The 22001-nt window shown below is 41.0% G+C and carries 19 protein-coding genes; 12 read left to right on the forward strand and 7 right to left on the reverse strand.

Going from position 1 to position 22001, the window contains the following annotated elements:
- Window positions 1-26: 26 nt before the first annotated feature.
- The 5 genes from H5115_RS00625 (at window position 27) to H5115_RS00645 (ending at window position 2224) form a co-directional block, all read left to right on the forward strand.
- On the forward strand, window positions 27-239 hold the full coding sequence (locus H5115_RS00625) for a hypothetical protein (protein ID WP_004334789.1): 213 nt from the start codon (window positions 27-29) through the stop codon (window positions 237-239).
- Window positions 240-254: 15 nt separating this feature from the next.
- On the forward strand, window positions 255-536 hold the full coding sequence (locus H5115_RS00630) for a hypothetical protein (RefSeq protein WP_182753057.1): 282 nt from the start codon (window positions 255-257) through the stop codon (window positions 534-536).
- A 68-nt stretch (window positions 537-604) separates the two neighbouring features.
- On the forward strand, window positions 605-796 hold the full coding sequence (locus H5115_RS00635; RefSeq protein ID WP_004334795.1) for a YwbE family protein: 192 nt from the start codon (window positions 605-607) through the stop codon (window positions 794-796).
- The gene (locus tag H5115_RS00640; RefSeq protein WP_182753058.1) at window positions 796-1314 is read left to right on the forward strand and encodes a DUF4240 domain-containing protein; all 519 of its coding nucleotides are present in this window, start codon (window positions 796-798) and stop codon (window positions 1312-1314) included. The genes H5115_RS00635 and H5115_RS00640 overlap by 1 nt, the downstream gene beginning before the upstream one ends.
- Window positions 1315-1753: 439 nt before the next feature.
- Window positions 1754-2224, forward strand: a complete 471-nt coding sequence (locus H5115_RS00645) for a hypothetical protein (protein ID WP_182753059.1) — start codon at window positions 1754-1756, stop codon at window positions 2222-2224.
- Between the two features lie 11 nt (window positions 2225-2235).
- Here the strand turns inward: H5115_RS00645 and H5115_RS00650 are convergent, their stop codons facing one another.
- The 3 genes from H5115_RS00650 to H5115_RS00660 form a co-directional block, all read right to left on the reverse strand.
- Window positions 2236-3495: a Y-family DNA polymerase gene (locus tag H5115_RS00650; RefSeq protein WP_182753060.1), complete on the reverse strand. Its 1260-nt coding sequence runs from the start codon at window positions 3493-3495 to the stop codon at window positions 2236-2238.
- Entirely contained in the window at window positions 3483-3896 is a 414-nt protein-coding gene (locus tag H5115_RS00655) for a S24 family peptidase (protein WP_004334808.1), read from the reverse strand. Before H5115_RS00655 ends, H5115_RS00650 begins: the two co-directional genes overlap by 13 nt.
- An 81-nt stretch (window positions 3897-3977) precedes the next feature.
- Window positions 3978-4397, reverse strand: coding sequence for a MarR family winged helix-turn-helix transcriptional regulator (locus H5115_RS00660; RefSeq protein WP_182753061.1), 420 nt, complete (start codon window positions 4395-4397; stop codon window positions 3978-3980).
- 110 nt (window positions 4398-4507) lie between these two features.
- On the opposite strand from H5115_RS00660, the gene H5115_RS00665 reads away from it, so the two are divergent.
- Window positions 4508-5260, forward strand: a complete 753-nt coding sequence (locus H5115_RS00665) for a siderophore-interacting protein (RefSeq protein ID WP_182753062.1) — start codon at window positions 4508-4510, stop codon at window positions 5258-5260.
- Between the two features lie 205 nt (window positions 5261-5465).
- Here H5115_RS00665 and H5115_RS00670 read toward each other — a convergent pair whose 3' ends face one another.
- Genes H5115_RS00670 through H5115_RS00680 form a run of 3 tightly spaced genes read right to left on the reverse strand, consistent with a single transcriptional unit; the run spans window position 5466 to window position 9360 of the window.
- Complete coding sequence (locus tag H5115_RS00670; protein WP_182753063.1) at window positions 5466-6413, reverse strand: sugar kinase; 948 nt, start codon at window positions 6411-6413, stop codon at window positions 5466-5468.
- Window positions 6414-7901, reverse strand: a complete 1488-nt coding sequence (locus H5115_RS00675; RefSeq protein ID WP_182753065.1) for a UxaA family hydrolase — start codon at window positions 7899-7901, stop codon at window positions 6414-6416.
- Between the two features lies 1 nt (window position 7902).
- Window positions 7903-9360 (reverse strand): tagaturonate reductase, encoded by a 1458-nt coding sequence (locus H5115_RS00680; RefSeq protein WP_004334823.1) that lies wholly within the window; start codon window positions 9358-9360, stop codon window positions 7903-7905.
- A gap of 186 nt (window positions 9361-9546) precedes the next feature.
- Here H5115_RS00680 and H5115_RS00685 point away from each other — a divergent pair, with 186 nt between their 5' ends.
- The 6 genes from H5115_RS00685 to H5115_RS00710 all read left to right on the forward strand — a co-directional run bounded on the left by H5115_RS00685 (window position 9547) and on the right by H5115_RS00710 (window position 15205).
- Window positions 9547-10311 carry an SDR family oxidoreductase gene (locus tag H5115_RS00685; protein WP_182753066.1) on the forward strand — a complete coding sequence of 255 codons (765 nt, stop codon included), beginning with the start codon at window positions 9547-9549 and terminating at the stop codon, window positions 10309-10311.
- Window positions 10312-10334: 23 nt separating this feature from the next.
- On the forward strand, window positions 10335-11177 hold the full coding sequence (gene kduI, locus H5115_RS00690) for a 5-dehydro-4-deoxy-D-glucuronate isomerase (protein WP_182753068.1): 843 nt from the start codon (window positions 10335-10337) through the stop codon (window positions 11175-11177).
- Between the two features lie 41 nt (window positions 11178-11218).
- Window positions 11219-12196, forward strand: coding sequence for a TRAP transporter substrate-binding protein (locus H5115_RS00695; RefSeq protein ID WP_033020923.1), 978 nt, complete (start codon window positions 11219-11221; stop codon window positions 12194-12196).
- Window positions 12197-12205: 9 nt separating this feature from the next.
- Window positions 12206-12694 carry a TRAP transporter small permease gene (locus H5115_RS00700; protein WP_182753070.1) on the forward strand — a complete coding sequence of 163 codons (489 nt, stop codon included), beginning with the start codon at window positions 12206-12208 and terminating at the stop codon, window positions 12692-12694.
- Window positions 12694-13995, forward strand: coding sequence for a TRAP transporter large permease (locus H5115_RS00705; protein WP_182753072.1), 1302 nt, complete (start codon window positions 12694-12696; stop codon window positions 13993-13995). The genes H5115_RS00700 and H5115_RS00705 overlap by 1 nt, the downstream gene beginning before the upstream one ends.
- A 190-nt stretch (window positions 13996-14185) precedes the next feature.
- Window positions 14186-15205 carry a LacI family DNA-binding transcriptional regulator gene (locus H5115_RS00710; RefSeq protein WP_024609071.1) on the forward strand — a complete coding sequence of 340 codons (1020 nt, stop codon included), beginning with the start codon at window positions 14186-14188 and terminating at the stop codon, window positions 15203-15205.
- A gap of 609 nt (window positions 15206-15814) precedes the next feature.
- On the opposite strand, the gene H5115_RS00715 is transcribed toward H5115_RS00710, so the two are convergent.
- Window positions 15815-21976 (reverse strand): pectinesterase family protein, encoded by a 6162-nt coding sequence (locus H5115_RS00715; protein ID WP_182753074.1) that lies wholly within the window; start codon window positions 21974-21976, stop codon window positions 15815-15817.
- Window positions 21977-22001: the final 25 nt, after the last annotated feature.

The following is a 22001-nucleotide window of genomic DNA, read 5'->3' on the forward strand; positions in this document are numbered from 1 at the left end:
CGATATAGAAAGTGTAAGGAAATTTAATGTTTATCAATAAACTAAAAAGCAGCGCATTACTTATTATTGGATCATGTGTTTTGGCTGGTTGCAGCTCTGATGCACGTTTTCATGAATTACAATCGGCGCGCCTTGATGAGTGTAACTATAAAGCTGACAAAGAATATTACGAATGCCTAGATAAACAAGACTCTAACTACGAAGAGTTTAAAAAACAGCAACAAGCCCAGACTAAATAAGTAACCTTTATATTTATGACTAAAACTCAAAAACAGCGCGATAAGCAAATTCGCTTAGCGCTTACTAATGCATGCGAAGCAATAAAAGAAATGGTAATTGGTTTTGATTATCTAACGCATACAGTTGATTTAAATAACGAAGTAAACACGTTAAAAGTACAATGTTACTTTATTGATGAGATAGCCGGTGAAGATGCAAAACCGCAACTTGATGAGTTAACGCAGATTATACTTAGCCAGCTAACAGCTATTAAGTTGAACGCAAAACCAGCACACATCTCATTTTTAGCCAATTAACAGCGGTTTAGTTGGTATGACATCACATGGACGTTATAATTAGATAAATTATTTTTAGGGTTTAAATTATGGCTGTTCCTTCGCGTTCGCAAATTTCACCAGGTACCACAGTAAATATTGTATTAAAAGAAGATCAACGCAGCGGCACATTAACAGAAGGTGTGGTTGAGCGCCTTTTAACAAAATCACCAAATCACCCACACGGCATTAAAGTACGTTTAGAAGATGGTCAAGTTGGCCGAGTAAAAGAGATTTTATAATGGCTACGTTAACAGAGCAGGCTTTTTGGGATTTAGTAACAACGCCGGATTTAGGGCTCGATCCGCAAAGTGTGAGCGATAACCTAAAAAACAAACTGAATGATTTAAGCGATCAGCACCTTATTGATTTTGATAAACACTTTGGCATACATATGCGTAAATGTTTTACCTGGGATTTGTTTGGTGCCGCCTTTGTGATGGCTGGATGTAACGACGATTACGGTTTTAGCGAGTTTAGATGTTGGTTAATTTCACGCGGTAAAACAGTATTCGAAAACGCTTTAGAAAATGCTGATTCGTTAGCGCAGTGTACACCTGTTTATTACTTAAATGAGCAGCCTTACCCGTATATTGATGAGTATGATTTAATAGCCGGTTTATTATTTGAAGAACGCAGCGAAGATGAATTACCGTTTATTCCATCAGGCAGTGATGAACCCAAAGGTAAACGTTTTAAAGGCAAACCTAAGTTTTTAAAGCAAAGCTACCCTTTATTATTTGCAAAGTACTGGCAATAAAATAAATAGTAATTTGTACACTATTTAAACAATTTAATGAGTTCAATTTCCCTACAAGTAAGCGCATTGATATAAATCGTTTTGTTGTTTAACTACGTATTAACTAAAGTACTTAACAGCAAAATGGTTTGTAATGTGGTATCTAGGAGGAATCTTTGTGGATTTAAATGTGTTCAATCTAAGGGATTTATTCGCGGCACGAGGTTTGTAACCTAATGGGAACGGTAATTGCTCTTGCGTTATCTTACTGGCTTACACACATGTAAGAATTAGTAATAGTCGAGCAAAGCTCCCTTAGCTGCTCGTGTCTTGGTTCCTGAATACGACTTCTCTCCTTTTATAGTAAATCTCTGTTATAGTTGTTAAAAGTTATAAAAGCTAAGTGATTAGGCATTTTGCTATTATTTAACACGCTGACTCACGAGGATACACCCACGAAATGAAATATTTAACACTCGCTTTATTAACTGTCGCTTTTACAAGTGCAAATGCTTTTTCTGAGCCGAGTAATAAAACACGATTTATACCGCTTTTAAAGTCAAAATTAGGTGCCTACGAAGTTATGTCGAGCAACTCAGGGTTATGCGTTAACAGCAATTTGAGTTTGACAGATGAAAGTGATTTAAGTGCGGGTTTTAAACTTGGTGAGCAAATTGTATTTGGATCGCTCCACAATGGTACCCGAACCATTAAAAAACCAAACTTTTGCTTTATAACCAGCACGCTTAAATATAAAAGTGATGGCCTTGAAAACGGCTTAAGAATGAGCCGTTGTGAAAGCCCAGCAAACGAAAAAACAATCAGTCAAAGTATCAAGTTTTTAGCCGATAACACACTCAAATACACATTGAGCGAACCTAATGTAGAGTGCACATTTAAAAAAGCAGATGAGAGTAAAGAAAGCATCTAGTAAGTAGCAAATTATTCGCAGTATATTTTAGGGATATCGCGCCAACGCGTAGTGTACTGCGGCGACAAAAAATCACGGTTCATGTGCCACCGGTCATTTAATTTACTACTTGCAAGGCTTAGCATTCCTTTTCCGTATCGATTGTTAATTGTGTCTAAGCATTGCATAAGTTTAGGATTATCAGGGCTTTTATTAAATAAGTCATTTTGCTGAAACTGTTCTGATATTAGCTCTACCGCGCCTACACCACATTTATAAAACCGTATACCGGGTTGGTAAATCTTATTAAATACCTCAGATACAGCATTAGCCATCACGCAGGTGTCGTTAGTGGGTGAGGGGAACTTATACACAAACGATTTTTTATAATATCTATTTTCGTGCGCGCCACTGGCTGCAAAAATATAAAGCTGGTGAGTGAGCGAGTGTTGCGCTCTTAATTTATTAGCCACTGTGGTTACATGGTTAATTAGCGCTGTTTTAAGTGCTGTTGGCTCACATATGCGCTCTCCAAAACTACGGGTTGAATAAATCTCCCGCTTATCTTGTCGTACATCATCCCAGTTTAAACATGTTATCCCGTTAAGCTCGCTTACTGTGCGTTCAACAATCACACTAAATGCACGGCGCATTGCTCTAGGGTTTTGCTGAGCAAGATCCCAGGCGGTGTGTATATTCATTATTTTAAGTTTTTTAGCTAGCCGCCGGCCTATTCCCCACACATCTTCGCAGCTCATTCTTTGTAAAATAGCTTGGCGAGTTTGTTCGCTATTTATTACTGCAACACCATTAAAACCACTGAGCTTTTTAGCGGCATGGTTAGCGGCTTTTGCTAAAGTAGGGGTCGGGCCAAAACCAACACCTACAGGAAGCTTTGTTTCGCGCCATACTGTGCGCCTTATTGTATGACCGTATTCATGCCAGTCTTTAATTAATGATGTGTAGCCATCAAAGTGCAAAAACGATTCATCAATACTGTATATGTGCTGTGTATCGCAAAAGCGAGCGATGATATTCATCATTTTGTCGCTTAAATCAGCATAAAGCTCGTAATTGCTAGAGCGAATAACAACGTTGTTTTGCTCAAGTAAATGCTTAACTTTAAAGTACGGGCCAAATTTAGGAATATTTAAGCGCCGAGCAATAGGGCAAATAGCGCATACACAGCCATCGTTATTGGTAAGTACAACCACGGGTTTGGATCGAATAGCAGGGTCGAATACTTTTTCGGCACTGGCATAAAACGACACAGCATCAACTAAGGCATACATTTTAGTAACTCTGGGCTTTGCCTGTGCATTCTTATTGATAGCGTTACTACGCCTTCGAGCTGAAACTCGTCTGCAGAGGTGAGTTGTACAGGCTTATGTAAAGAAGACGCTGAAAGCAGCCGCGCATTGGTTTTATCAAGCAGTTTGCATACAAAAAGACCATTTAAGTTAGCAACAATAACGTCACCATTTTCTGCAGGCTCTGCACGGTCGATAACTAATAAGTCCCCTTCAAAAATTCCGACTTCTTGCATAGAGTTGCCCGATGCTAGGCCAATAAAGGTAGCATTTGGGTGCTTTATTAAAAGCTCATCAAGGGTTACACCTAGCTCGGTGTACTGCGCTGCGGGCGATTCAAAACCACACACGCCTGCTTCTATATAAATGGGAATTACAAACATAACACAACCTAAAATGCATACACTGTATAAGTGTACAGTATATGTGTTTTGTGTAAGTTATGCCAAGGAATGTATAACCGATCAATCCATATTTTTGATCATTTGCTGTGCGATATCTAAAAAGTCTTTGATTTGCTGAGGGTTTAAGTTTTTACACATTTGATTATTTATTTTCTGCTCTGAGGCTAATAACTTATCAAAAAGAACTTTACCTTGCTCTGTGAGCGACAAAATAAAGCAGCGCTTATCGTGCTCACTTGCCTGTTTATTTATTAAATTTAAGCCAATAAGATCTTTAATTAAACGTGCTATTTGCGCTTTGTCGCGCTGCGTTTTAGTAACAATATCGTTAGCCGTACAGTTATTTACGTTCGCAATAATATGTATGCAGCGTACGTGCATAGCATTTATACCAAGTTCGCCTGCGTTAATTGCTTCACGAATTGTGACGCGGTAATTTTGTATCAATTCAAACAGCGTATTTGATAAAGGTGTATTCATAAAACTCTCAATGTAGTTGACAAAGTCAATTAATTTGTTATAGTTGATTTTATCAACCAATGGGGCGTTGTGCAATTAAACATGTAAATAAACCTTCTGAGGAGATGAAAATGAGTAGAAAAGTACGTCGTGCAACCGTAATAAGCACAACAGCGATAGCTCCGCATTTAAAGCGTTTGGTTGTTGGCTCAGATGAGTTTCATGATTTTCCTGCGGATCAACAAGGTGCGTACGTAAAAGTACTATTACCACATGCTGGACAAGATGAGGTTGAAATTGACCTCAAAGCAGCTGAACCAGCACCTAAGCGCTCATATACAATCAGAGCGATTGATACTATTAACCATACAATTACGCTTGATTTTGTCGTCAATCAGCATCGTGGTATCGCAACTGATTGGGCTAAACAAGCAAAACCTGGTGATAAACTCGCAATTGCAGGCCCTGGCCCTAAAAAGTTGGGGGATTTTAGTCAGTCGCAGTATTTGATGATTGCTGATTTAACCTCAGTTAATGCTATTAACGGCTATTTACAACAACTACCTGCAACAGCTGATGTTGATGTGGTCATACACGTTACAGACTCCCAAGATATCATCAAATTAGATACAATAGAGGTGCATACTAAACATCGTATTAAGTGGTTAGTTACGACTGAGCCACAAATAGAGTTAGTAGAGCAGGTCGCGCACTGTTTAAATAAGTACACGGGCACACCATTAGTTTTTATGGGGCTTGAAGGCTCACTTGTGCGCACAATTCAAAACCTTGCGAAAGAGCAGTTTGCGGTCCCCAGTGCAAAAATAGTGTGTTCAGCGTATTGGAAGCGTGGCATCGATGCCGATGGCAAACCAGCCCCTTAGCCATAAGTGAATGTTGTAGTAATGATAAATTAGAGTGCATACCCATGAGAGGAAGTTTACTTAAAAAAAATAAGCGTCTCACAGCACTTACTTTAGAATAAGTAAACTTAGGTATGCACTCAGGTTCGGTGTCAGACGTTAAAGAGTCTTAACTAATCGATTTAAGCATTTAACTTCTAGCGGGCTAAATAAAGCGCTAACTGCATTAGTAGTTTTTGATTGTCGCAATGTTAATCTCGACAATTGCTCCACGCTTTTGGATCACTTGGGTGGCCAGTAAATTACCTGCTTGCGCGCACTGCTTTATAGGCTGCTCTGTTAACCACTGAGATAAAAAGCCGGCATTAAATGAGTCACCTGCGGCGGTAGTGTCGATCACTTTTTCTACAGTGACAGTATTAAATAGCTCGACTGAAATTGAATTATCAGGGTGTTTTATACTGTATTGGCAGCCATCCGCGCCGAGTTTTACAACGACCTCGTGAGCCCCTTGTTGGTGCAAACGTTCGGTACATTTCGCAACATTACTATCTCCCCATAATTGTGCTTCATCGTCAAAGGTCACTAATGCTAAATCGGCTAGTGCATATGCTTTATTATTGGCAAGGTGGCAGTGCATTTTGCTTGACCATAATGCAGGGCGATAGTTGCTATCATAAATAATTTTTATCCCTTGCTGTTTTAGTAACGCTAAATGGCTGAGTAAAGTATGGCAATCTTGCTCTGCTAAAATTGCCAGCGAGATCCCCGATAAATAAATAGCATCAACTTCGGCAAGACTGGTTAGCACTTTTTTAAAATCAGCATGTTGCAATAAATATTTAGCGGCTGAGTCGCTACGCCAATACTGAAAAGTACGCTCCCCTGACACATCGTTTTGAATCATATACAAACCCGGTTGTTTGTTATGACTGAGCAGCACATTGTCAGTATTAATATGGTGAGCTTGCCATTTTTCAATCAGTGCACGACTTAGTGGATCAGTGCCCATGGCACTGACGTAATTGACGTTTACTTCATTGCCTGCGAGTTTTTTTAAGTAAATGGCGGTATTCATGCTATCGCCGCCATAATTTTGTTGCATGGCAGTAAATGGTTGGCCGCTAAGCTCAACCATACATTCGCCAATAATTGCGATGGACTTAGCTGTCATTTATAACGTCACTCCTTTTTTCCAAATAGCGACTTCACGAATGTCGTTTATTTCATTGCAAGTTGGCTGGCCGTTTACGATGTTGACTAGCAGTTCAACAAACTCCCCGTGGACTTGCTCCATTGAGACATCGTTAATTAAAACGCCAGCGTCAAAATCTATCCAGCGTTTTTTCTTATTGGCAAGTTCTGAATTAGTAGCAATTTTTAACGTTGGCACAAATCCACCATAAGGCGTACCGCGACCAGTGGTAAATAACACCATATGACAACCTGCAGCACCAAGTGCGCTGGTGGCAATAGGGTCGTTACCTGGTGCATCCAATAGATTTAATCCAGGTATTTGCAGGCGCTCACCATAGTGCAAAACCGCTTGTACTTTGCTGGTGCCGGCTTTTTGCGTACACCCTAATGATTTATCTTCTAAGGTAGTGATCCCGCCTTTTTTATTACCTGGCGACGGATTTTCATAAATAGGTTGATTATGAGCTTTGTAATAACCTTTAAAGTTATTAACCATGTTAACGAGCTTGTTAAAGGTTTCCTCGTCTTTACAGCGCGACATTAATAAAGTTTCAGCGCCAAACATTTCAGGTACTTCGGTTAATACCGTTGTGCCACCTTGAGCAATTAAATAATCTGAAAAATAACCCAGCATCGGATTCGCCGTAATACCAGACAAACCATCGCTACCACCACATTCAAGGCCAAACTTTACTTCAGATAAAGTACCTGGTTGACGTTTATCTTGTTTTACTTGGGCATAAATTTGTTCAACTAGCGCAACGCCTTCTTCAATTTCGTCATCCGCTTGTTGGGTGATCAAAAACTTAATGCGGCCTTCATCGTAATCCCCTAAGCCATCACGAAATGCCGGTAATTGATTATTTTCACAGCCTAAGCCAACGACTAAAGCGCCACCAGCATTTGGATGCAGTGCCATGTTTTGTAGCAGTATCCGTGTTGTGTCTAAATCATCACCGAGCTGAGAGCACCCAAACTGGTGAGGAAACGCATAAATGCCATCAATTTCTAATTGTGGATGACGCAGTTTAAACTCTTTGATCATTTGGTTGATCATGCCATTGACACAGCCTACCGTAGGGATCAGCCAGATTTCATTACGAATGCCAATTTCACCGTTTTGTCTACGATAAATATTTACTTCAGGCGAAGGGGTCGCTTCACTTTGTTCAATAAACTCGGGAATATACTGATAATCCAGTTCATCATTGAGGGTGGTTTTAACGCAATGGGTATGCACCCAACCGCCTTTTTGAATATTCTCTAGGGCAAAGCCAATGGGGGCACCGTATTTAATAACATTCTCTTGTTTATTAATATCACGCAGCGCCACTTTATGGCCTTTATCAATGTTCTCATTGACTAAGATCTCTTCGCCATCAACGGGCAATATTTCACCAGCGGTGATATTACGCATTGCAATGGCAACATCATCAGTTGGGTGTAGTTTAATTAATGGTTTCATATTATTGGCCTAACTGTTTGGTTAGTGTACTTACTACACCCTCGATGAGCATATTACGTAAGTGAGTTGTGACTGTATTGGTTAATTCTGGCAGCGTATTTAAATCGCTTTCCCAGTGCCACTGTGCCCCTAGTACTTGTTCAACAAGCGCGTTTAAGGACAGGGTATTGTTATCAAAGTCATGCCACAGGGTATTAAATAGTTCTAACCATTGTGGTGCATCGCTCAATTCAATTTGCTGCTTATTACGTAGACCTTTATACATCAAAATTTGCCCTGCAATCGCCAGTGCCATCATATTCGGTACTGCGTTATTTGTTTTCATATAGGTGTGCAACTGCGGCAAAATACGTGTCTTAAATTTAGTCATACTGTTGAGCGAAATAGACAGTAATAAATGGCAAATATACGGGTTTCTAAAGCGATTCAGTACATCATTGGCAAAGCGCTTTAATTCATCTTCAGGTAAATCAAGAGTGGGAATAATTTCAGCAAAGATTAATTGTGTTAAGTATTTTTCAAACAAAGGCTCGGCGAGCGCATCGCCAACAGAATCAATGTTCGCCATGTAAGCTAGTGGCACTAAAGCCGTATGAGCACCATTTAAAATACCGACTTTTTGTTGTTTGTAAGGTGAAATATCATCAACAATTTTTATATTTAGATCACTGTCTTGCAAGCACAATAATTGTGCTAGATGCTGCGGTCCTTGAATAACAAACAAGTGAAAGTACTCAGCGGTCACCATAAAGTTATCTAAATAACCTAACGATTCTTGTAGTTGTTGATGCTCATCACGGGGGAAGCCGGTGACAATACGGTCAACTAAGCTTGAGCAAAAGTGGTTAGCTTCATTCAACCAGCTTGAAAACGCCTCAGGTAGTTGCCAAAGTTGGCAGTATTGAAACACGATTTCTTTGAGTTTCTCGCCATTGTAGTCAATTAACTCACAAGGGATGATCACCATACCGCTGTCAGCTGAGCCGTTAAAGTGATTAAAGCGATGGAACAACCACTGCGTTAATTTAGCTGGGAATGCTTTAGCGGGAGCGTCGTCGAGTTTATCAGTATCAATATATTCAATACCAGCTTCAGTGGTATTTGAAAAAATAATTTTCAGATCCGGATTCTCAGCTAATGCCATATAACGCGGAAAATCTTTATAGACAGGAATTTCTTCATTGATTGAACTAATAATACGATGATCGGCGACGGTTTCACCTTGCTCGTTTAAGCCACGAATAATAGTGGTATACAAACCGTCTTGAACATTAAGTAAAGGAATTGCGTCATAATCAATAGGACGAATAACTGCAACGCCGGCGTTTAGAACACTTGTTTCATTGAGTTTATCAATTTGCCAATCGATAAATGCACGCAAGAAATTCCCCTCACCGTATTGCATTATTTTTGTTGGGTATTTGTCTTTATTAAAGTTTTTTCTATTCAGTGCTTGCATAATAAGAACCTATAAACGTTATATGGGCTGATTGATATTTATATCTTAGTCATATTTGCCACCGGTGGCAAATAGTATTTGACAAATTGCCACCGGTAGCGAAGAATGAGTGTTAACAAGTTTAGTTAATTCAATTTACATTGAATTAGTAATTACGTAATAAATACTTTAATACAGGAGTTTAAAATGACAGCCACCTTGTTTGATCTAACTTTAAAAACAGCACTCGTCACAGGTGCAAGCCGCGGCCTGGGTCAACAAATTGCACTGGGTTTAGCCGCTGCTGGCGCAAAGGTTATTTGCAGTAGTAGCAAAGAGCGTGGCTGCCAAGCAACGTGTCAGATGATCGAAGAACGTGGCGGTGTGGCTTTTGATTATGCTGCTGATTTGAGTAATGCAGACTCAGTTAATGCATTAGCAAACAAAGCGTTAACGGAACATGGCGAAATAGATATTTTGGTCAATGTTGGCGGCACTATATTTCGCAGCCCAGCGGTTGACTACCCGTATGAGCAGTGGCAGAACGTGATGAAAGTAAACCTTGATGCCAGTTTTTTATTGGCCCAAGCGGTTGCGCCAAACATGATCAAACAAGGGTTTGGAAAAATAATTAATATTGCCTCAATGCTGTCATACAGCGGCGGTATGACAGTACCAGCATATACCGCGAGCAAACATGCGGTAGCGGGTCTTACTAAAGCGCTGGCAAACGAATGGGCGCAACACAATATTCAGGTTAATGCTATTGCGCCAGGTTATTTTAGAACCGACAACACCCAAGCATTACAAGATGATGCCGCCCGTAATAGTGAAATTGAAAGGCGTATCCCTGCGGGGCGTTGGGGTGAAGCAGAAGACTTAATTGGTTCAGCCATATTTTTATCTTCAACAGCCAGTGACTATGTCAATGGCCATATTCTTGCCGTTGATGGTGGCTGGTTAGCACGATAATTTTTAATTTTAGGTAGCATGTTATGAACACACAAATAGAGTCACGTTATGCCGTTGGTCCAAATGAAGTTAAAGGCTATGACACCCAACAGTTAAGAGATGAGTTTTTGGTCGACAAACTCATGCAAGAGAACACCATTTATTGGTTATACACCCACTACGAGCGTTTCATGGTGGGCAGTGCGGTGCCAACCAGAGCACCGCTTAGGTTAGAAACGGTAGACAACTTAAAAGCAGCAAACTTTTTAACAGGTAGAGAGCTTGGTGTGATCAATGTTGGCGGCAGCGGCACGATAACTGCTGATGGAGAAGATTTTCAGCTTGGCTATAAAGATGCCTTGTATTTAGGTAAAGATACCAATGAGGTGCTGTTTACTAGTCATGACAGTGGCAATCCTGCAAAATTTTATCTTAATTCTGCACCAGCTCACCACAAATATCCAAATAAGTTAGTGACGCGTAATGATGCTAATGTATTGCATTTAGGTGCGCTTGAAACCTCCAATGAGCGCGATATTAATCAGATGCTGATCAATACCGTAGTACAAACATGCCAACTACAAATGGGGCTAACGGAATTAAAACCAGGCAGCGTCTGGAATACCATGCCTGCTCATCAGCATGATCGTCGTAACGAAGTGTATTTTTATTTTGAAGTGCCAGAGCAGCAAGCTGTGTGTCACTTTATGGGCGAGCCGACTGAAACACGCCATATTTGGGTACATAACGAGGAAGCCGTGGTATCGCCACCGTGGTCAATTCACTCGGGTGCTGGCACACAAAACTACAGTTTTATTTGGGGTATGGCAGGCGAAAACCTCGATTATGATGATATGGATAAATATCAACCGGGCGAGCTGAGATAATCAGCTCTTTCATGATCATATAGCGATAAGAAGAAATAATAATGAATAGAAATCTTCTCATAAAGATAATGCTGTTTTTGTCGTTATTTTTGCTAACTAGTTGCAGCGATGACAAAAAAACAGTGCGATTAACTTTAGCACATACATTAGACACGCGTCATGTGGTACATCAAGCAATGGAATATATGGCTAAACGTTTGGCATTTTATTCTAATGACACAATGGAAATTGTTATTTATCCAGGTGGTCAGTTGGGGTCTGAACGTGAACTCATTGAGTTGTTGCAAATCGGTAGTTTATCAATCACCAAAGTGTCGGCAAGCCCACTGGAAGGTTTTGTACCAGAAATGAAAGTATTCGGCATTCCGTATTTGTTTCGCGATAGCGAACATTTTTGGCGTGTACTTAAAAGCGATTTAGGCACCGAGCTACTTAATAAAGTAAGCACTGCAAGGCTTAAAGGTTTGGGCTATTACGATGCAGGCAGCCGCAGCTTTTATACCACCAATGGCGCGATTAATACCCCGGATGATTTAATAGGAAAAAAAATTCGCGTGTTAAATAGCCCTACAGCTGTGGCGACGGTACAAGCGTTAGGCGGCGCTGCAGCACCGATTGCATGGGGCGAATTGTATGCCGCACTGCAACAAGGTGTAGTTGATGGCGCAGAGAATAATCCGCCAAGCTATTACTTATCTCGTCATTACGAAATCGCTAAATATTATTCGCTGGACGAACATACGTTTGTTCCTGATGTGATTTTAGCAAGCTTAAAAGTTTGGAACTCACTTAACAATGAACAACAACAGTGGTTAACCCAAGCAATGGCCGACTCAGTTGAGTACCAACGTTCATTGTGGCAAAACGCATCTGATGAGGCGCTTAAAGCCGTGATCGCAGAAGGCGTACAAGTGACTTATCCTAACAAACAAGCGTTTCAAGATAAAGTGGCTGATTTTCATGCTTCGTTCGCTGATACAGCGGTTGCAGCTCACATAAAAAAAATAAAAAGCATGTAGGAGCAAACAATGCGACAACTCAACACACACTTAAATCGCATCATCGAGCGATTACTGATTTTGGCCATGATAGCAATTGTAACCGTTGTTTGTTGGCAAGTATTTTCACGATTTATTTTACGTGCACCGAGCTCATACACCGAAGAGTTAGCGCGTTTTATCCTGATTTGGATTGGTGTCTTGGGCGCTTCGTATGCGTATCGCACCAAAGCACATTTAGGGCTTGATCTTTTTTATCAAAAAATGATCCCGTCACTTAGGTATAAGTGTTCATTTGTAATCGAAATCTGCGTGCTGATCACGGCGTTAAGTATTTTAGTGTATGGCGGCAGCCAATTGATGATGTTGAGCTTTGAATTAAAGCAAATGTCAGCGGCGCTTGAGATCAACATGGGTTATGTGTATATCGTTTTACCGCTGAGCGGGGTGTTGATTGTGATTAATTGCATTGAAAACCTCATCAATTATGCACAGCAAACATTCACGGAGCAAGCGTAATGGACTCAACAGCAATTGTTTTAATCGTTTGTTTTTTTGTATTGTTATTTATCAATGTACCTATTTCTTTGTGTATTGCGCTATCAACATTAGCAGCGTTATTAATGCACATTGATTTTACGCCTGCCACCACGACCATAGCCCAGCAAATGGCCGGTGGCATTGATAGTTTCGCATTATTGGCAATCCCATTTTTTATCTTGTCAGGATTGATAATGGGCCAAGGCGGTATTGCTAAACGGCTGATTGAATGTGCTATGGCGATGATAGGCTTTTTACCCGGCGGCTTGGCACTCGTAAATGTAATGTCGTGCATGTTATTTGGTGCAATATCAGGATCTGCCGTTGCAGCCACATCGGCGATTGGTAGTTTTATGGTGCCAGAAATGAAAAAACATGGTTACAGTGCTAGTTTTGCTGCGGCGGTTACCGCAAGTGCAGCCACTACGGGCATGTTAATACCACCGAGTAATATTTTAATTATCTATGCCATCGCCAGTGGTGGGGTGTCGATTGCGGCATTATTTATTGCTGGCTACTTACCGGGAATTTTAGTGGGGCTAGCGTTGATGATTGTTTGCGCTATTTACTCTATTCGCAACAATTACCCTGTAACAGCAAGACTGCCATTTAACATTGTGATGAAAAAAATACTCGCAGCTTTGCCAAGCTTATTGCTTATTTTTATTGTTATTGGCGGCATTATTGGCGGTGTATTTACCGCAACTGAAGCAGGCGCTATTGCCGTTATTTATGCTTTAGTACTGTCGGTATTTATTTACAAAGAAATCAATATAGTTGAAATGCCCGCTATATTGCTAAAAGCTTGTGAAACAACGGCTATTGTAATGCTGATCATTGCCGCGTCATCGGGCATGTCGTGGTTATTGTCATATACACATATTCCACAGCTGGTCAGTGAGTTCTTTTTAACACTCAGTGATAATCCGATTTTAATCTTGTTGTTGATCAACCTGATTTTAATTTTGGTTGGCGCGTTTATTGATATGACACCTGCGGTATTGATTTTTACACCGATCTTTTTACCGGTAGCTGAGCAATTTGGTATGTCGCCGATTCAATTTGGTATTATGATTGTATTAAACTTATCAATTGGCTTGGTGTCTCCGCCAGTTGGGAGTGTGCTGTTTGTCAGTTGTGCGGTGGCGAAAACATCGTTACATAAAATAATTAGGCCAATGATGCCGTTGTATGCTGTGATGTTTTTAGTCTTGATGTTGGTCACATATGTACCGGCAATCAGTGAAACGTTACCGCGTTTATTTGGTTTAATCGAGTAACTAACCTGAACTTAGGATAATTTATTTATCAGCGTTTAGATCAACTTAATCAAACAAATCTGTGATGGAGCTCTACAGCTCCATTTTTCTTTTAAATCAAAGTAGTCAATGTATAACAAGAGCTGACTAACTACTTCTATGGATCTACGGTTAGTGTTAAACTTTGCAATCATCCTAAATAGGAACTTTTATGTCAGTAACGATTAATGATGTAGCTAAGCTGTGCGGTGTTTCAAAGCGCACAGTTTCACGTGTGATCAACCGCTCTCCCGCTGTGGGTGAAGCGACGCGGGAGCGAGTGCTTAAAATTATCAGCGAAGTTGGTTTTTCTCCTGACAAACAAGCACGGGGGCTGGCATCGAGTCGTTCTTACTTATTAGGTTTAATTTATGATAACCCCGATGCATTGTATATTGATCAGGTGCAACGAGGTGCATTAAGCGTCTGCTCTGAACTTGGCTATGAATTGGTTGTTCATCCTAGTTACTCTAAAAGAGCTGAATTTATTGATGATTGCCTGTCATTTATCTCTCGCTCTAAGCTTGATGGCGTGATTATTTTACCGCCAGTATCTGAGAACAAAGAGTTAGCTGCAGCAATTCGTGAAGCTGGTTGTCCTTATGTGCGCTTAGCATCGGTAGATTTAGATGATGCTGATAACATTGTGGTCTCAGACGAACGCGAAGCAATGAAAGAAATGGCCAGCTACTTGGTTGAACTTGGCCATAAAGACATTGGTTTTATTTCTGGACCGCAAGTTTATCGTTCTTCAATCGAACGCTTAGCCGGCTTTTTAGCTGAACTGCAACAATGTAATGTGCAACTGCCTGGAAATCGTATTATTGAAGGAAAAAATAGTTACGAAAGTGGTATTGAATGCGCTATGACGTTGTTAAGCACTGAACCAAGACCAACGGCCATTGTTGCTAACAACGACGAAATGGCGGCGGGGGTATTACGGGTTGCCAGTAATTTAAATATCAAAGTACCAGAACAGCTATCAGTGGCAGGTTTTGATGATAATATTTTGGCTTCAAGGATCATTCCATCGCTAACGACTATTCGAAGACCGGTACAAAATATGGCATGTTTAGCGGTGCAAAAACTCATCAATAAAAGCCAATCGACACAAAGTGAAAAAATTAAATTAGATGACGTAGTCACCCCTTATTTAGTGAAGCGTGAATCTACCAACAGATGCGCTAAATAGTCCGATTAACCCCCTCTCATAATATTTTTGTTACAGGCATACAAAGCGTCTTACTGACACTATGGCGCTTACTCCTACCCGTAATCCAATGATAATTTTTTGATTTAATTCATGAGTTAATTAAATTTGAGGAGCACCTTTGATAAAAGAGCATGAAATATCGGTGTTAAACGAAACGGCCGATATGCTGCCTAAAGGATAAAATGCATAGCGCTCGTTTTTAATATCTGGAACATTTTGAGCGCTGTAAGCACCGCCTGATATTAATCGTATTAAGTTACTGACCATTTATAGCGACAGATAAATACAGTGATAACAAGGCAGAAATTTTGATAGGGTGTTCTTGGCAATTGCTCCTGCATTACTCTATCTCCTGCATCTATGCAGTCGTACTTGAAAAATTACTAACTCAATTTAATAACGTTAACTTCATGCCCTCGCTCTTTAACCGCAGCGCCTGTTAATCTCTTTGTGAATTATTAACTTGAAGATTTTATTGCACAAAGAGAAAGGAATGATATGGATAAAAAAATACCCTTGCTGTACGGGGCGAGGGTATTGGTAACTATCAAATTGTGTGAAAGCAGCGCTTGGCTTCTCCCATTACAACTATTGGATGGTTATTTCATCCAATGTGATAGTTGCTTCACTTTCCGTTCTGAGAGTGATGAATGAGGTAGCTGTGGCTACCAACCCATCGACGGTGTACGTTTGACCTGGGACTAAGTCTTGAAGCTGTACTGAGTAGAACTTCGATGAACCACCGTGGATTGAATTAGCGCTACCAGAGGTGTTGTTATCTACATATATTTGGAAGCTTTTTGTAGTATTGCCTGCTACAGTCACGACTTTAAAGCTCACTTGATAACTGTTACTTAAATCAAGTAACCCCGTGGTGCTTGCATCTGCTGAGGTTGTACTAACCGCAGGGGTAGTATTCGCTATACTAATGCGTGCCCCTGTCATGGTTAATTGGCTTGCTGATACATCAATAGCGCCTGTTACACGGTGGAACAGCGGCGTACCAGATCCAGCTAAGCCCGATAAGTCACGATAACTATTACTAAAAAACTCGTCCGTATTCGCTGCAGCAAAATTTTCAGTAAAGGGTAACCCAAGCGGCTCTTGAACAGGTGGTTCACTTGGCGCTGCAATGTCAGGGATGTCTAAATCGCTTTGATCCGTTTTACCAATGCCGGCATGGGCAATAACATGCGCTTTAACATCCATTACTGGTGTTAACTTATACTCGTAAGGTGCTTGGTATGAGCTGGTGGGTGTCATACCAGTGGCAGTAACCTCTGCAGCCACATCTCCGTCAGCCACATCACCCCAAGTAACACCTTCACCTAGGTAGTTACCCGAGGTATTCCAATAACCAATTACTTTTGAGTAAAAAGAGACCACAGGATTTTTAGTATGCTCAAAGTAGTTATTCTCAATATGTAGCTCTGCGCCCATTCGTGAGTTAATCGCGCTAGAGGTGATATTGTTGTAATAGTTATTGAATATATGGCCAAAGCCAAATCTAAATAAAGGAACCCGCGATATGATGTTTTCAAAGCGGTTATGGTGGAATGTAATATGGCGATTTTTGTTGCTACTTGAGTCATCATCACTGTGACCATGTAGCGATGTTTTCCAACTATCGTGAATATAGTTATATGAAATGGTGATGTTTTCAGCACCCGATTTAGAATCGATTAAACCATCATAATAATCTTGATCAACATTTAACGATGAATATAGTTCGTTATGATCAATCCAGATATTCGCGGTAGGTTTATTTTCATCACCTTCAATCGAAATACCATCTTTACCGCCGGTAAGTACTTCATGGATTTTTAAGTTTTGGATAATGATGTTATTAGCACGACGAATAGCAATGCCGATACCACTTAGCTCACCACGATCTGCCACACCAATGATTGAGATATTATCCATATCTTTAATTTCGATAGAAGAATTATCGCCGCCACTGTTTGCATCAGTAATGACACCATCGACATAAATAGTCACTGGAACACCTGATGATTTTGCTTGTGCTAAAGCCGATTTAAGCGCTGTGCCATTATCAACGGTCACTACTGTTCCACCTTCGCCACCGGTTAGGTTAAAATTATAACCAGCAAAACCCAGACTATTATTCACCGGTGTTATTGCAATTGGCTCATCTGGCAAGATTGGGATAGCGAGTGGTTCAGGTGTCCAACCTTGGCCATCATTAAAGCTTGCAAAAATAGCGTTACGCTCAAGTAAGTTAACCACGTCGCTGTCTTGCATAATGTAACCGCCAACACGGGCACTTAAATCAAGGGCATTACCTGCTAAATCCATGCTGCCATACTCGCGCCAGCCACTGGTAGCCGTTGCAATTTCAGGATTTGGAACCTTGTTTAATGACCAACCTGAGGTTGCAATGTGAGTGTCAAACTTATTGTTGATAAGCGTAATGTTATCAAAGTAGCTATCACTACCACTACCACCACTGCGCGCAATATAGGTTGAATTATCTAACACATCATTGCCAATTGGTCCTGGGCCATGAGTAAAGCGGTTATTTAAGAAGATAAAGCCAGGATCTGTTTGCACAGGTACGCGGGCTTGTAACACATAACCACCTGATGAGTCTTTAGTTGGATCACCATCTTTGGAGTCACCAATGGTGCGAATTTCACTGTCTTCAAATAATGCAGTGACCGGGTAGCCCCAAATAAAGTCAACATTACCTGCAACTAAGCTATTATAAAACCAAGTGTAACCTTTAAGTAATAGGGTATCTTGTTCGCTAATAAAGCTGGCATTATTAGCCACTAAACGACCATTACTATTAAAGTAAATCGTTTCAGCTTGATTTTCATCAGCCTTGTTACGCAAATGGGTGTTTTTCAATGTTAGGTTGTTGAGAGTCAACATATCGGCACCTTCAACTAAAAATACACTACGACCACCGTTCGGTGTGCCTGAACCTACTGGCGCACTGCCACCTGAGCCAATATTCAGAGTTTCGTAGTTTTCGTACTTAATAATAGTATTGTCTTGGCTTTGTCCTTGTATTGTTACGTTATTTTTATTACGTAAGAACAGCAGTTCGTTGTAGAAACCATCTTTGACTGAAATGATAGTTTGCTCATCTTTAGAAAGGCTTGCCATTGCAAAGTTAAGTGCACCTTGCACGGTTCTAAAGTCAGCAACACCGTCATCATCAACTAGTACCTGGTTGCCTGCAGGCGTTGTTACTTTAGTGGTGAACGTCCATTGGCTGTTATCACCGAGGCCAATAAAATCATCACCGTTTAGTTGTGCGCCTAGTACCACGTCATCACCAATGACAACACGATAGGTATGGCCATATTCAAGCAAATTATTATGCGGTTTAATGGTTAAGGTATTGCCTTCAATCGTGAGTGGGTAGTAGTACACAGAGCGCAATCTATCTTGGCCGGTGTAACCAATCACATCGACATTTTTACCGACTTTGAGGGTATCAACAAGGGAGTTGTCGTTTTGTTTATAAATACGTACTTCACCTAAACTGCCAAACGTAGGGGCATTATCAAAAGTAAGCGATAACTGGGTATCAACAAATTGGTTATCGCTAGCAATCGCTGGCATCACTTTATCTGTTAAGTCACCATAGTCAGCGGTTGGCATAACAAAGCCTTCTGCAACAGAGACTTTAATAGTACGCGTAATACTTGGATCTGAACCCGATACAAACGTGACCGTTGCATCGCCTGCAGCAATCGGTGTAAGGGTGATCGTATTTGCATCGATTGTAACGCTCACCACTGCTTCATTGCTTGAAGTGACCGTGTAGGTGTCGGCTGTGATACCGTCGTTTTTAATCGCTGTAACGTTGATCAACAATGGATCCATACTGGTACTTGTATCCCAATTAGGCTCTTTGTAATCAAGGGTTAACTGAATTGGCTTGATGCTAGGGTCGCCCACTTTTACATCATCAATTTCAAACGAACGATTATTCGTAAACACACCAATTAAGCCACGCGCTGTATAGCTGGTATCAGTCGCAGAGCCCATTTTCTCACCATCTAAGTATACGGTAAGTTGATCATCAATCATCTCAAATCGAGTGGTGTACCAAACGCCATCTTCTGTAGCGCCTTTTTCACCGAGTAAGATTGGTGATTTTGTTTGTACTGGACGCGAAATTGATCCTTCGCTACTAACGGCAACTTCCACTTGGGTACTGCTTGATGAGTTTTGCACATTTAAGCCACCAGCGTACCAGTTACCGGCATTTAAATAGCGTGCCATCAAAAAGATCTGCTTATAGGCTGTTGTAGAGTTCTGACGTGGGCGAATTTTCGCTTCAACAAAATAGTTGCCCGTAGCAGGCACGTTTGCCATAGCTTCTTCGGTTGCCAAAATTAGCTCGCCACCAGCACCGCCTGCGGTGTATCGCATCATGTTATTACCCATAATGTTGAGTACATCAAACTCACCCATTGGGGCTTCAGTGTTATCTGGCTTGGCTAAAATTTGCCAATTAGTTAAATCACCATTGGCAAAGTCATCACAAAAATACAGCTCTGGCGCATCTGCGCAGCTAAATACTGATGGATCTTTAACATACTCAACTCTGAGGTTATTGATAACCACAGTGCCACCTGTTTCAGTACGTAGCTGTAAAAATGAATTTTTAGTCGCAAGTTGGCCTGGAACTGTTAAAGTTTGACCAGCAGTAAGCGAGTTGATCAATTCATTATAAAAACGTGAGTCATTACCATGGATTGATTTAGAGCTGCTTGATGAGTTGTTATCCACATAGATTTGGAATTTATTATCCCCTTCAGGGTCGCTCACACTGACGATATCCATCACCACTTGATACGGACGAGACAAATCCAGCGCTCCACTGGTGGTGGTATCTGTTGCTGCTGTTTCAATACCTGGGGTGGTGTTACCTAATGTGAAACGACCTCCATTGAGTTCTAATCCAGTATCAATCACAGTGACTGAGCCGCCTGTTTTGCTAAACATGGGGATTTCATCGCCGTTAGCATCAATAATTTTTTGATGATCAACAGAGAAAATATCTGCAGTGAGCGTGGTAAAGTCAGTGGTGATTGGTAATTCTACCGTTGGGATCTCACCTTCTATAGGCGGATCAATGGGTGGCTCAACGGGCGGTTCAACATCTGGCACATCTGTCGCCACCGTTTCAATAGTTAAATTATCAATGACAATCATTGCCGCAGAGTCTGTACGTATTTGGAAATATGAATTTTTAATCTCAGGATTTAAAATACCGCGGGCATCGACATGAGTCAGATCAGGGCCAGTATTTACATCTTCGCCTGGAATGTAGGTATATGAAAACCGTTGACCTGCAGGGGTGTTGGTTTCGTTTATGTCTTTACCATAAAACTTTGAAGCGCCACCATGCACTGAATTACTTTGACTGGCAGTATTATTATCAACATAAAGCGATAATCCACCAGCACTATTATGAGAAACAACATCAAAGCTAATGGTAAACCCTTCGCTTAAATTATAAATCCCCACACCTGAGCTATCAGTCGCTGTTGATTCTTTGCCGGGCAGGGTATTACCGATGGTAATACGGTCGCCTTCAAGAATTAGTTGGCCTGCTACATCGTCAATTTTTGCACTACCGCCACTTTTAAAATATAACGGGCCGCTGCCTTGCTCATCCGATAAGCTTTTATAGCTCGATGAGAAAAATGTTTCAGTGTCAGTATCAAACTCTTCAATTAAGGCTAAACCAGCTTGCTGAGCTAAATCGTTGAGTTTAACTAACTCTTCTTGAGCTTGTTGTTCGGAGAACACTAAAATATTGTTTTTAGCATCATCATTACTATCACAAGTAAGCACCAGTGTTGCCAATGCACTTGGATCGCTGGTGGCACAAACACTATAGGTATTATTAACCGTATTATGGGAACGAGAAATTATATACTCAGTGGTAGCTGATTCGCCTTCACCTGAGGTCAGTGCAAGTACGCGATTACCAAATAAAAACGAATAATTGCCTGTTACTGTTTCGCTACCATCCACTACTTGGCTGAATGTTCCACTAAGGTTTGCTTCATCAACGGGCGTTAATATCAACTGTGCAATACTTGCCTCACTGCCTTGCACTAATGGGTTATACATTGTTCCGCTAAAATCGGCAGTATTAAATGCTAAAGGTTGCGTGCTGTTGTATTGCTTAAAAATAAAATCAACAAAGTGCACAATAGCCTGATCAGCAGGCACTAACGCTGTATTAGCCGAGCCTGCATCAGCGAGCCACGCATTAACGTTCGCCTCAAACTCGTCGCTACTGAAATAATCAGTAACTGTTTGTCCTTCACCAAGCGTCATCTGTGCTGCTTGTGCCGCCTGTGCGCTAATGGTAATCCCATTACTTGGATCGCCATCAACATCTAACGATTGTAATAAGCGCAAGCTATTAATAACTGCTGGATGAAATACTGTATCGGTTGAAAATACAGCGAGTGGCGTAAGCACATTTGCTGCGGCAACTGTAGGGAAGGTAAGCTCACCAATGGAGAACACGACAGCCTCCCCCCTAAAGTAATCAAACTGTCCATCAGCTGTGGTTACGCCATTAGTAACCGATGGGCTATTATAAGTTAAACCTGCAACAGGGCTGTCAACAAACACCCCTTGCACTGGTGGTAACGGGGCTTCTTTGACATTGATAGAACTTTCTTCACCGCAGCCTGCTAAAATCGCGGTGATCAGCAAACATGATGGTATTTTTATTGTATTATTCATGCATCCCTCCAAGGATGAAAGCGCG

Origin of the sequence: Pseudoalteromonas sp. SR44-2, from assembly GCF_014163745.1 — a bacterium.
Classification (GTDB): Bacteria; Pseudomonadota; Gammaproteobacteria; order Enterobacterales; family Alteromonadaceae; genus Pseudoalteromonas; species Pseudoalteromonas distincta.